The sequence below is a fragment of the Candidatus Aminicenantes bacterium genome, from assembly GCA_011049425.1.
GTDB lineage: Bacteria > Acidobacteriota > Aminicenantia > UBA2199 > UBA2199 > UBA876.
Window position 1 is genome coordinate 1 of the sequence record DSBM01000018.1, and the last position, 12,452, is coordinate 12,452.

Annotated in this window: 13 protein-coding genes; 10 read left to right on the forward strand and 3 right to left on the reverse strand. The window is 56.4% G+C overall.

What is annotated here, in order from left to right; genetic code table 11:
• The 3 genes from ENN40_01295 to ENN40_01305 all read right to left on the reverse strand — a co-directional run.
• The coding region (locus tag ENN40_01295) for a hypothetical protein (protein HDP93978.1) at positions 1–551 on the reverse strand (551 nt) is incomplete at its 3' end.
• On the reverse strand, positions 520–831 hold the full coding sequence (locus ENN40_01300; GenBank protein HDP93979.1) for a hypothetical protein: 312 nt from the start codon (positions 829–831) through the stop codon (positions 520–522). The genes ENN40_01295 and ENN40_01300, both read right to left, overlap by 32 nt.
• Before the next feature lie 465 nt (positions 832–1,296).
• Entirely contained in the window at positions 1,297–2,652 is a 1,356-nt protein-coding gene (locus tag ENN40_01305) for a sodium:glutamate symporter (protein ID HDP93980.1), read from the reverse strand.
• Positions 2,653–2,765: 113 nt separating this feature from the next.
• On the opposite strand from ENN40_01305, the gene ENN40_01310 reads away from it, so the two are divergent.
• The 10 genes from ENN40_01310 to ENN40_01355 form a co-directional block, all read left to right on the forward strand.
• Complete coding sequence (locus ENN40_01310) at positions 2,766–4,028, forward strand: dicarboxylate/amino acid:cation symporter (protein ID HDP93981.1); 1,263 nt, start codon at positions 2,766–2,768, stop codon at positions 4,026–4,028.
• A gap of 72 nt (positions 4,029–4,100) precedes the next feature.
• The gene (gene fabD, locus ENN40_01315) at positions 4,101–5,036 is read left to right on the forward strand and encodes a [acyl-carrier-protein] S-malonyltransferase (protein ID HDP93982.1); all 936 of its coding nucleotides are present in this window, start codon (positions 4,101–4,103) and stop codon (positions 5,034–5,036) included.
• A 95-nt stretch (positions 5,037–5,131) separates the two neighbouring features.
• Complete coding sequence (locus ENN40_01320; GenBank protein ID HDP93983.1) at positions 5,132–6,370, forward strand: DUF1015 domain-containing protein; 1,239 nt, start codon at positions 5,132–5,134, stop codon at positions 6,368–6,370.
• A gap of 11 nt (positions 6,371–6,381) precedes the next feature.
• Positions 6,382–7,311 carry a bifunctional 5,10-methylenetetrahydrofolate dehydrogenase/5,10-methenyltetrahydrofolate cyclohydrolase gene (locus tag ENN40_01325; GenBank protein HDP93984.1) on the forward strand — a complete coding sequence of 310 codons (930 nt, stop codon included), beginning with the start codon at positions 6,382–6,384 and terminating at the stop codon, positions 7,309–7,311.
• A complete protein-coding gene (locus ENN40_01330; GenBank protein HDP93985.1) occupies positions 7,179–7,958 on the forward strand; it encodes an SDR family NAD(P)-dependent oxidoreductase in 780 nt (259 codons plus the stop codon). Before ENN40_01325 ends, ENN40_01330 begins: the two co-directional genes overlap by 133 nt.
• Complete coding sequence (locus ENN40_01335) at positions 7,948–9,069, forward strand: tRNA guanosine(34) transglycosylase Tgt (GenBank protein ID HDP93986.1); 1,122 nt, start codon at positions 7,948–7,950, stop codon at positions 9,067–9,069. The genes ENN40_01330 and ENN40_01335 overlap by 11 nt, the downstream gene beginning before the upstream one ends.
• A complete protein-coding gene (gene yajC, locus ENN40_01340) occupies positions 9,066–9,380 on the forward strand; it encodes a preprotein translocase subunit YajC (GenBank protein HDP93987.1) in 315 nt (104 codons plus the stop codon). Before ENN40_01335 ends, yajC begins: the two co-directional genes overlap by 4 nt.
• Before the next feature lie 83 nt (positions 9,381–9,463).
• A complete protein-coding gene (gene secD / locus ENN40_01345; protein ID HDP93988.1) occupies positions 9,464–11,011 on the forward strand; it encodes a protein translocase subunit SecD in 1,548 nt (515 codons plus the stop codon).
• A gap of 13 nt (positions 11,012–11,024) precedes the next feature.
• Positions 11,025–12,200, forward strand: a complete 1,176-nt coding sequence (gene secF / locus ENN40_01350) for a protein translocase subunit SecF (GenBank protein HDP93989.1) — start codon at positions 11,025–11,027, stop codon at positions 12,198–12,200.
• A 64-nt stretch (positions 12,201–12,264) separates the two neighbouring features.
• On the forward strand, positions 12,265–12,452 hold a 188-nt coding region (locus ENN40_01355), incomplete at its 3' end, for a hypothetical protein (protein ID HDP93990.1).

Here is a 12,452-nt window from a genome sequence, read left to right on the forward strand (position 1 = left end):
CGAGCTGTGTAAGCGTCTTTCATGCGCTTTGCATTATCTTTTCTGCGCGGTAGTATCAATAACTTTAAAAGAACGAAGACTTCCGGCTCAGGCACCCTGATATTGTATCCATGGTAGGAAACACACATGCTTCGATTATAGGCGAGAGAAAGGAACCGGAGAGGTTGCGCTCTTATGCCAAGGGTTGGGATAGCAACTGATCGGCCTGCACCTCGACCATACTCAGGGATCAAGAACTCTACTTCTAAGTCCGGGTGAACATATTTACAAAAGTCCCCCTGTAGAGACCACTCATGTTCAAAGCCTATCTCAGAGAGAGCCGCCGGTATATCAAACGCACTTCGTATGTTCGGAGGCATCCCAAGTAAAAAGTCGACATCAGTGGTCCGAAGTATTGGAATTTCCGGATCATCATCAAAATATTCTCTATAGACAGGCAAAGCCCAGCTCCCTATAAGTACGATGTCCTGAAGTACACCACCCGAATCTAGTTTATCGATGATTTTTAAAAACAGACTTTCACTGTTTTCCACGAAGACCTCTTTCGACATCTTCTAGATTTTTATCTATCTGTTGCAGCTTATTCTCCAACTCTCTTCTATGGTCGATTTTTTCCGCGAGTTCCTTCGCAGCTTCTGAATCTACGGGACCAACGTAGTCGAACTTAATTTTATCGGCTTCACGGTACGCGAGGTAGATATATTCACGGTTCCATCTCTTTTTGCGGGAAAGAGAACCTTTTGGAAGATCGGCTATTTGACACTTATATTTTTCTTTTAACTTGATGAGTCTCTCTCTTTCTTCCTTGAGAATATCAAAAACCATTGCCATCTTTTTCACCTTGCCTAACAAAGTATACAATAGATTAAAATGTTAGGCAATCTGTTTTCGCCTTGCCTAACAAATCATTTGATGTTCGCGCGTTGCTAGGCAAGCTTGTTGTAGTGTCACATATGAAAAGAGTTACTGTATCAGTAGAAGTTACCATCTTATATTAGCCTGAAAGTTTAGACAGTATTTTCACATTTGCAGGATCTCGTGTTTAAAACGCGTTTGGTTTTCGTGGAAAGTTGGACAATGCGGTCCACATAGCCGATCTCTACCATCTGTTTGCAAACGAAAAGCCCGGCGGTTTATATGCTTTTCGTAGATAGGCTGGATAATAGTAAAATATTAATGCTCTTGAAAAAAATTATTCTCTGGAGTTGCTCTAATTGCTTGGCCCACCAGGACTTGGTCTCAGGTCGCCCCGTATGGTTAGCCATCACCGCAACCGCCGCATGAAAAAGACCTGATTCAGGCGCGCTTGCGCAGTTGGCGCAGCACCAGCAGCCAGGCGGCGATCACCCCGGCGCTGAGGATAAAGACCGGCATGCCGCCGTGGATCATGACCAGGGGAATGGCCATCGATGTCCACAGGCCGCCGCCCATGATGGGTTCGTGAAGCAACTGCTTGTAGCCGAATGCGGAGGGGGCCGCGGTTTCGTTTTCCGGGTCCACGGCACGCAGGAGCAGCAGGCCCGTTGCGGTCACGCCCATGGATTGACCCATTTCCGCAATGGCGCGTTCGAACCAGGCGTCCGGCAACACCCGTCGGGCCAGGAACATGACGCACAACACGTTCCATGTGATGCCGCCCATCACGATCAAGAGAAACGGCAGCCATCGGGCGGTGATGATCTCCAGGCGGATGGTGCTGATGGCCGATACCACCAGGAAATCCAGCGCGGTGCCGGACAGGCGTTGCATGAGCGCGTGATCCAGGGGTACGAAGGGGATTTTGCGAAAGCGGTCCAGAAAGACCTGGATTATCAATCCGCCCAGCATGCACAGGGGGAAAAGCGGGAAGCCGGACAAGGCGTGGGATCGTTGCAAAGACGGCCACAAGTGTTCGATCTGGACCAGCGCCTGCTTGATACCGAATCCGATCAGTACGGCAATGCCGATCACCGCCAGGTGAAACGCCAGGCTGTCGATGGAGTCCGCGGGTACGGTCTGGCGCCCCGCCACGGGCCGGCGGTCCGGGGAGTAGAATCCGCCCCATTCTCCTGTTCCCAGTTGATCCAAAGGGCGCAGGCGGTGGGTATGACCGCGTCTGGCCGCCCAGTTGATCAGGATGATCCCCCCCACAATGGCGGAAACCACGCCGACGGTGGCGGCGGCCAGTGCGTAATCGGAACCTTCGGGCCAGCGGAATGTGGCGAACGTGTCCCGCAACCCGGCGGCGGTGCCATGCCCGCCTTCGAATCCAACCTCCACGATCACGCCGAACACGTCGGGGAGCCCGAACAGGGGGCCCAGAAAGAAGAGCACCAAGCCCATGCCCACGAAGTATTGGCCCCAGGCCACTACCTGCCCGTAAGCCAGTTGGGGCGCGGAACGGCGCCAGATCTCTTTCAGAGGCGGAATGGTCACTCCCAGAAACAGGGCGGCGAACACGATGTTGATCAGAAACCCGGGCAGTTCGCTCCATCCCCGGGTCCAGCCCGCGGGGATCGCGTCACCCGTGGTTTGCAGGATGATCAGCCCCAATGTCCCCCCGATTACTGAAGTGGGGATGTAGAGCCGTTGCAGCAGGGGAATGCGGATGCGCAGGATTTTCCCTACGACCAGGAGCAGGCTCAACCCGCAAAAGGAAGTGACAATATCCATGGCGCAACTATAGCAGGAGATGTCCGGCAAAGGCAACCGCTTGGTTTGCACCCGTGTGCCGGGCTGGATATAATGGTGGCCGCGGTGTGTTGTGCCCGCGTAGCGGAGGATAGATGAAGGGGAAGCTGAAGCTCCACTGGCGGATCGCCATTGCCATGCTCATGGGACTGGGAGCGGGGATTCTGTTCCAGGCACTGCAGGCCGGCGAGCCCCGCGGTTGGATCTACGCCGGGATCAGCACCATGGGAACCGTGTTTATCCGCCTGTTGCGCATGGTGATCGTGCCGTTGATCTTTACCAGTATCGTTACCGGGGTGGCGGGGGTGGGAGACAGTCGCCGCCTGGGTCGCCTGGGCACAAAGACATTCGCCTATTACCTGGTGTCCAGCCTGTTGGCCATCGTGATCGGAATTTTACTGGCCAATACCATCCGTCCCGGAGTGGGAGCGCGGATCGGCACCGGCCATGATTTTGATCCGGCCGGACTGAATACGCCTTCTTCTCCGGTCCAGATCCTGATCGACATGATTCCCCTGAATCCCATCAAGGCCGCGGCGGACGGGCAGATCCTGGGGATCATCTTTTTCGCCATCATTTTAGGGGTGGCGTTGAACCGGCTGGGCGGCGAGAGCCGCCGGTTGCTGGAGGGGTTTTTCCGCGCCGGGTTTGAAGTGATGATGCAAATTACGGATATGGTTATCCGTCTCGCGCCCCTGGGGGTTTTCGGTCTGGTGACCCAGGCGGTGGCAGGAGCCGGCCTCGAGTTGTTCAGGACCCTGGGATTCTACATGATCACCATCCTGACGGGTTTTTCCATTCACATGTTCGTGGTTCTTCCCACCCTGCTGTTTTTCACTACGCGCCTGGATCCGCGCCGGCATTTCCGCGCCATGGCCCCGGCCATGATGACCGCCTTTTCCACCTGTTCCTCCAACGCCACATTGCCGGTAACCATGAACAACGTGGAAAAACGCGCCGGGGTGTCCAACACGGTGTCCAGCTTTGTCCTGCCCCTGGGAGCCACGGTCAACATGAACGGCACCGCGTTGTACGAATGCGCCGGCGTGATCTTTATCAGCCAGGTCCTGGGCATGCAGTTGACCCTGGCCCATCAGTTCACCGTGGTATTGACGGCCCTGCTGAGCGCTGTCGGTTGCGCCGGCATCCCGTCCGCCGGGCTGGTGGTGATCTTTATCGTGACCCAGGCCATCGGTTTCCAGGACGCCCAGGTGGGGGTGATTATCGGCGCCATGCTGGCGGTGGATCGACCCCTGGACATGTTTCGCACCATGGTCAACATCTTCAGTGACAGCGTGGGAGCGGTGGTGGTGGCCCACAGTGAAGGAGAGAAAGGGTTGTATCCCGATGGACCGTAAGCAAGCTTGTCGTTGGAGGGGATTGTGATACAATGGCTGTTTCTTTGTGTGATTTTACCGGGAGGATGCTGAATGAATCTGAAAGACAGCGCGTTTCTTTTTCCCGGACAGGGTTCCCAGGTGGTGGGGATGGGCCGGGATCTGTTCGAGTCCACGGAGGAAGGCCGCCGACTGTTCAACCGGGCGGATGAGGTGCTGGGATATCCCCTCAGCCGCACCTGTTTCAACGGTCCTGAAGAGGAGCTGACGCTGACCCACAATACCCAGCCGGCGTTGCTCACGGTTTCCTTTATCCTCTACCGCCTGTTGGGCCGGGTTCCCGCCATCGCGGCCGGGCACAGCCTGGGAGAGTACTCCGCGTTTACCTGCGCCGGTGCCCTGGATTTTGAAAGCGCTGTTTCCCTGGTCCACAATCGCGGCCGCTATATGCAGGAAGCGGTTCCTTTCGGCGAGGGAGCCATGGCCGCCTTGATCGGAGCGGATATGGATGTGATCAAGGCCGCACTGGATGCGGCGGATGGGATCGTTTCCCTGGCCAACCACAACAGCGCGGCCCAGGTGGTGATTTCGGGAGAGAAAACCGCCGTGGAAGCGGTTGTAACCCAGGTGGCGCCGCCCCGGCACGTGTTCCTGCCCGTGTCCGCACCTTTTCACTCGCCCTTGATGACTCCCGCGGAAGAACGCCTGTCCACGGATCTGGATGCGACTGTCTTCGTGGACCCGGTTTTCCCCGTGATCAACAACGTGGATGTCCGGGTCGTGAAAAACGGCGATGATGCCCGGGACGGATTGCGGCGCCAGGTTTCACGCCCGGTGATGTGGTATGAAACCATGCGTTACCTGCTTGTGGACCTGGGAGTGGAAACCTATGTGGAAGTGGGCGCCGGCCGGGTCCTGTCGGGTCTGTTGAAACGCACGGCCCGCGAACTGGATCGACGGGTGGAAATCTTTACCCTCTCCTGCCCGGATGATCTCAAAGACCTCCAGTCCAGGGGCGTTAAAGGTTGACAACCCCTCGGCCTGGTCTATAATGAACAAAAAAGAAATCCCGCGCAAACCGGTATTTTGATCTCTGATCGCCGGTGGATGGAGGAGGCGAATCAATGGCGAGAATCGAACCCTTTGCAGGTGTGCGTCCCCGGCCCGACCTGGCCGAAAAAGTGGCATCACCGCCCTATGATGTGTTGAACTCCGAAGAGGCCCGGATCATGGCGGAAGGCAATCCCCATTCCTTTCTCCACGTGGTCAAACCGGAGATCGACCTGCCCGGGGGAACGGATCTATACGCCGATGAGGTCTATGACAAGGCTCGTGAAAACCTCCAGCACATGCGTGACCAGGGTGTATTGGTTCAGGATGCGCAGCCCTGCCTGTATCTTTATCGCCAGGTCTGGCGGGGTCATGAACAGGTGGGACTTGTAGCGGGTGCTTCGGCCCGGGATTACCAAGACGACGTCATTCGCAAACACGAACTCACCCGTGAGCAGAAAGAAACGGACCGCATGCGCCACATCAAGGCGCTGAATGCCAACACGGGACCGGTATTCCTGACTTTCAAGCAAAGCCGCAAAGTGGATGCGTTGTTTGCCCGCGGCCTGGAAACCGGTCCGGCGTATGATTTCACCACTTCCGACGGGGTGCGGCATGTGTTCCACGTGGTGCGGGATCCGGAATGGATCCGCCAGGTCCGGGAAGCTTTCAAAGCGATTGACACCCTATACGTGGCGGACGGCCATCATCGCTCCGCAGCGGCGACGCGGGTGAAAATGGAACGCGAAAACGCCAATCCCGGCCACACGGGGGATGAGGAATACAACTTTTTTCTGGCGGTGATTTTCCCCCACAACCAGATGAAGATTTTACCCTATAACCGGGTGGTGCGGGACCTGAACGGGTTGTCCGTACCTGCTTTTCTTGAGCGGGTCGGCAAAGCGTTCCGCGTCAGTGAAAATGGAGAACCTGAACCGCGGGGAGTGCATGGATTTTCCATGTACTTGAATGGCAACTGGTACAACCTTCACGCCCTTGAGGACAGTTATGATTCCCGTGATCCGGTCGCCTTGCTGGACGTGGCCATCCTGCAAACAAATCTCCTGGCTCCAATCCTGGGAATTGAGAACCCCCGTACCGATGAGCGCATTGATTTCGTCGGGGGTATCCGGGGAACGAAAGAACTGGTGAAACTCGTGGACGGCGGAGAGTTCGCCGTGGCTTTTTCACTTTTTGCCACCACCATTGAACAGCTGTTTCAGGTGGCCGACGCGGGATTGACCATGCCTCCCAAATCCACCTGGTTTGAACCCAAACTGCGCAGCGGCATGGTGATTCACCTGTTGGATTGAGGAGAAAGCGAATGGGCGTATTGGACGGTCAGGCTCTGGCGGTAAAAATCCGCGAACAAGTGGGTCGCGAAGTAACGCGCCTGCGTGAGGCAACCAACCGGACTCCCGGACTGACGGTCCTGATGGTGGGCGATGACCCGGCCTCCAGGATTTACGTCCGCACCAAGCACAAGGTCGCCGAAAAACTCGGCATTCGTTCCGACCTGGTCATACTGCCCGGGGACGCATCACAAACACTGGTCCTGGAGCGGTTGCGGAAATTGAACCGGGATGACGACGTTGACGCCGTACTCGTCCAGATTCCCCTGCCGGCCGGCCTGGATACATGGGCCGTGCTGGATGAGATCGATCCGCGTAAGGATGTGGATCGCTTTCATCCGTTGAACCTGGGGCGGGTCATGACGGGGGAAGCCGACCTGTTTCCCTGTACCCCCGCTGGTGTATTGCGTCTGCTGGATCACCACGGAGTAGATCTGAAAGGGATCAACGCCGTTGTCGTTGGCCGGAGTTTTATCGTGGGCAAACCCCTGGCCGCCATGTTGACCAATCATCATGCCACGGTAACGGTTTGTCATACCCGTACCCGTGACCTGGCCGCCCGTATCCGCGAGGCGGAACTGGTGGTGGCAGCCGCGGGACAGCCGGGAATCATAAAGGCGGACATGGTTTGTTCCGGCGCCGTATTGGTGGATGTCGGCACCACTTTCCTGGATCAGCGTGAAGAGGTGGAACGGCTGTGTCCCCCTGACCAGTTGCGACGGTTTGAGCGCAAAGGCAACGCCATCGCCGGCGATATCCACTGGACGGCATGGGAAAAGAGTGCCTGGTATACCCCGGTTCCCGGCGGAATCGGCCCCATGACCGTGGCCATGCTGATGGAAAACACCCTGGAGTTGTTTCGCGCCCGGGGAAGACGGTTGCAGTGGCCGGGAATGCCCTGATAACGGGAGCTTCGGGTCTTCTGGGCCGGGAGCTTTCCCGATTGCTGTACCGGAGAGGATTTGCGGTTGCGGCCCAGTATTATTCTCATCTTCCTGAAGAAATGCCCGGAAACTGGATTCAAGGCGATCTTTCCTCACCGGATGCCACCCGGGACTTTTTGCGGCATCACCAGGCATTGTTGCAGCGCTGTTCTTATTTCGTGCACGCCTATGGTCCCATCTCAAGCAAAGCGTTGAACGAGTTGGATTCAGCTGATTTTTTGCGTGATTTTCAGGGCAACGTGGTGGCGTTTCATGCCATTTCAACCCAATTACTGCAATGGGGGGTTCTCGAGTCCGCCGTGGCGGTGGGATTCAGTGATGTGGGGAAAATCCGTCCTTACCGCATGATTATGACCCATGCGGCGGCCAAAAACGCCCTGTTGCTGCTGGTACTCTCCCTGGCCGGAGAGAACCCCCGTGTCCGTTTCAACATGGTTTCTCCTTCCACCCTGGCCGGCGCACGGATTGTGGACCCCGATCATGAACCTCTGGGGGTCGCGGCGGCCGCGACGGCGATCGCGAATACCCTGGAAGCAAAGATATCGGGAATCCACCTCAGGGTGACGCCGGATCACCCTGATGGCGAAGTGGCGCATGCTCTTTAAGCCGGAAATCCTTGACCGGGAAACGCAAGCCCGTACAGGCAGGCTGATTACCCGGCATGCTGAGGTCGAAACCCCGGTTTTCATGCCCGTGGGAACCGCGGGCAGCGTCAAAGCCCTGCTTCCCTCTCAACTGTCCGCCCTGGGCGCCCGCATTGTTTTGGGAAATACCTATCACCTGTTTGTGCGTCCGGGGTTGGAGGTGGTGCGCAAATTCGGCGGGCTGCATCGTTTTATGGGTTGGCCGGGCGCGTTGTTAACGGACAGTGGCGGTTTTCAGATCTTTTCCCTGCAGGGGCGGACCCGGGTGGATGATACGGGAGTGGGTTTCCAGTCCCACCTGGATGGTACGGCTTTTTGCCTGACGCCGGAAGATGTGGTGGACATCCAGCGTGACCTGGATTCGAATATTCAGATGGTTCTGGATCATTTTGCCGGATATCCCGCTACCCGGGACGAGGATGCGGACGCTCGCCGCCGCACCCTCTTGTGGGCTCGGCGTGCCCGCAACCGTTTCCTGGAAAGGGAGGAGGCGAACGCTCAATTCGCCATTGTTCAGGGGGGATTGCATGAAGACCTGCGCCGCGAATCCCTGGAGGAACTGGTCGAGGTCGGATTCGACGGGTACGCCGTGGGAGGATTGAGCGTGGGTGAACCGCGAGAGGAATTCGAACGCATCGTGGCTTACACGACTCCCCTCCTGCCGCGGGATCGACCGCGTTACCTGATGGGTTCCGGGACTCCCGAAGAGATCCTGCATGCCGTGGAATCGGGTGTGGATATGTTTGACTGCGTGATGCCCACGCGCAATGCCCGCAACGGTTGCCTTTTCACCCGGCGCGGACGCCTGACCATCAAGAATGAACGTTTCCGCCACGATCCCCTGCCCCCGGACCCCGGGTGTTCCTGCTATACCTGCCGCAATTTCTCCAGGGCTTATCTACGTCATCTCTACCTTTCGCGGGAAATCAACTCCGCGGTACTGAATACCATTCATAACATCTGTTTCTACCTTGATTTATTGCGGGACATACGGTATTCTATTCGCTTGAACGGGTTTGCCGCGTTTAAAAACGCGTTTCTTTCCCAGTACCTGGAAGGAGAGTTGCTATGAATTTGTATGCTCAAGGTGCCGGTCCTGCAGGGCAGCCCAGCATGATCAGCGCGCTGATTCCGTTTATCATTATCTTTGTAATTTTTTACCTGCTCATCATCATGCCCGCCCGCAAAAAACAGAAAAAGCATCAGGAAATGCTTGGGGCAATCAAGGGCGGTGAACGCGTGGTGACCGCCGGCGGTATATTCGGCACGGTTACCCGGGTGATGGATGACCGCATCGAAATGGAAGTCGACAAAAATACCCGGATCCAGGTTGCCAAGGCTTCCGTCTCTTCCATTATTCAACCTGGAGCCGAAGCCAAGTAGCCCCGGTGGGAGCATGCTCCCAACCGGATTAATACCCGTTCCCCGGGGCCGGCGGGGGAGCGAAGAATCCTTCGGAGGATGTCATGGACAAAAAAATGGGCTGGAAGATTATATTGATCCTGGGTGTTGTGGCCTTTTCCGTGGTCATGTTTCTTCCCCTGGACAAAAAGATCAACCTGGGTCTCGACCTCAAGGGCGGGATGCACCTGATCCTGGAGGTCCAGACGGATGAAGCCATCCGCATTCAGACCGATCAGGGCGTGGAGTTGCTCAAGGATCGTTTAAAGGAAGCGGGGATCGAGTACGAATCGCTGCGCCGGGATGGAGTCAGCACCATTACCGGAGGCGGGATTCCCTTTGAGCGGCAGCGGGATGTCAAAGATATTTTGGACGATGATTTCCGCGACTGGAAATACACCTATACGGGCGCGGGTTTTACCATGACCCTCAAGCCGAACATCGAGATGCGTTTGCGCGACCAGTCGGTTGACCAGGCCCTGCAGACCATCGACAACCGCGTCAACGAATACGGTGTGGCCGAACCTGTGATCCAGAAGGAGGGCCTTTCCGGAGACCGTTTATTGATTCAACTCCCCGGCGTGGACGATCCTGGGCGGGTGAAGTCCTTGATTCAGAACACCGCCATGCTGGAGTGGAAACACGTCGAAGCCGGTCCGTTTGAGAGCGAGGACGCGGCCAAAGCGGAGTACGGCGGTACGATTCCGGAGGATCTGCTTGTTATTAAAACCAATCCCCGGCGCATGTCCAAGGGCTTCTACGTGTTGCGTCGCGCTTCGGTGGTGAGCGGGAACGACCTGAAGAGCGCACGCCGTTCCCAGGATGAATACGGTGCCGTGGCCGTGGGTTTCTCTTTCAACAATGACGGCGCGCGTAAGTTCGAACGCTACACGGCGGCCAACGTGGGCAAACGCCTGTCGATCGTTCTGGACGACCGCATCGAAAGCGTGGCCACCATCGACGACGTCATATCCTACGGCGGCATCCTCAGGGGCAATTTTACGGCCCAAGAGGTCGACGACCTGGTCCTGGTGTTGCGTTCCGGCGCGTTGCCGGCTCCCTTGAAATACCTGCAGGAAAGGACCATCGGGCCTTCCCTGGGTGCGGATTCCATTCGCAAGGGAACCACCGCGGCCCTGTTCGGCTTGTTTTTGGTAATCGTGTTCATGCTGGTTTACTATAGGGGCGCGGGCATCAACTCCGTGGTCGCCCTGGTGCTCAACATCATTATTCTGCTGGGGATTCTGGCCTATTTTCGCGCCACCTTGACTTTACCGGGTATCGCCGGCATCATTTTAACCATCGGTATGGCGGTGGATGCCAACGTGCTCGTGTTCGAGCGTATCAAAGAGGAATTGCAGGCGGGGAAATCCCCCAAGGCCTCCATTGATTCCGGATTCAAAAAGGCGTTTGTGACGATTTTTGACGCCAATGTCACCACCATCATTGCCGCGGTGTTTCTTTTCCAGTTCGGGACAGGACCCATCAAAGGGTTTTCCGTCACCCTCATCATCGGCATCTTGGCCAGTATGTTTACCGCGGTGTTTGTGTCCAGGGTGATTTTCGACTTGGTTTACGGCAAACGCCGCAAGTTGAAATCGATCAGCATCTGACAGGAGCGGAACCATGGGAATATTCAATAAAGTGCCGGAATTCCGGTTCATGAGCAAGCGTTTCATCGCTTTTGCGCTATCGGGCCTGGTGATTGTCGCGGGGATATTTGCTTTCTTTACCAAGGGGTTCAACCTGGGAATCGACTTTACCGGAGGCACCATGATTGAAGTGGCCTTCAAGGCGCCGACCCGGGTGGGGGAACTGCGGGATCGCCTCAGTCGTGTCGGCATGGGTGGCGCAACGATCCAGGCCGTGGGCAGTGAGGGCAACAAGTTCTTTATCAAAACCCTGACCGTGGTGGAAGAAGAGGAAATGGACAAGAAACTGGACGCCCTGGACCAGGTGGCCAACTCCATCCGCCGCTCTCTCATGAGTCCGGATGACCTGGCCGCCCTTGATTCCGGACGCATCGACCTGAACAATGCCGCGGAAAAGGCCCTGGAAGACTTTTTCGTTTCCCAGGGGATTTCCGGCGATGACGGCAAGGAGGCGGCATCCGCGTTGATATCCGTGCGCAAACGCTCGGAAACGGGCCTGATAACCGACATGTCGGAGTTGGATGCACTGGACCTGAAACAGCGGGTACGGACCCAGTTGCGCGAAAAGGCGTTCCTCGGGGATTTCACTTTCCTCAGCGTGGAAAGCGTTGGTCCCCAGGTGGGCAAGGACCTGCGCACCAAGACAATCCTGGCCACGGTCTGGGTGCTGCTCGGCATGCTGATCTACATCGGCTTCCGCTTCAAGTTCATCTACGGCCTGGCCGCGGTGATCACCTTGTTGCACGATGTGTTGGTGTGCCTGGGGGCCATCATCTTTTTCCAGATCGAGATGTCTCTGCCGGTGGTCGCGGCTTTGCTCACCATCGTGGGGTACTCGTTGAACGACACCATTGTTGTTTTTGACCGCGTCCGGGACAACGTGAAATCGATGCGCCGGCAGGGTGCAGCTGAAATTATCGATGCGAGTGTCAACCAGACCCTGAGCCGTACCTTGGTAACATCCCTGACCACATTAATCGCTGTTCTCTGCCTGTTTTTCCTGGGCGGCGAAGTGATTCACACCTTTTCAGCGGTATTGATCGTGGGTGTGGTGGTGGGTACTTATTCCTCCATATTCCAGTCATGTGCCTGGTTGGTGAACTGGGAGAGGCACTTCCTGGGCGGCAAAAAAAAATTCGCAAATAAATGAACTTGCAATTTACAAGTAGTTACGGTATAAATATCATTGAATTTTTATTTCAGGGAGGTTTTCCATGATGTTTGAAGACTCAATGATCGTCACCGGAGGCAGAAAGAAGAAAACCAAGTCCTGGTTGACCTTCCCGCTTTCCCTGCTTCTGCATCTTGTTTTACTGGCAGCGGTTGTGGTTGCCCCCCTGATGAACGCCGACAGCAATCTCCCCGAAGTGAAAGTGATCAACGTGTTGATGTCCGCCCCGCC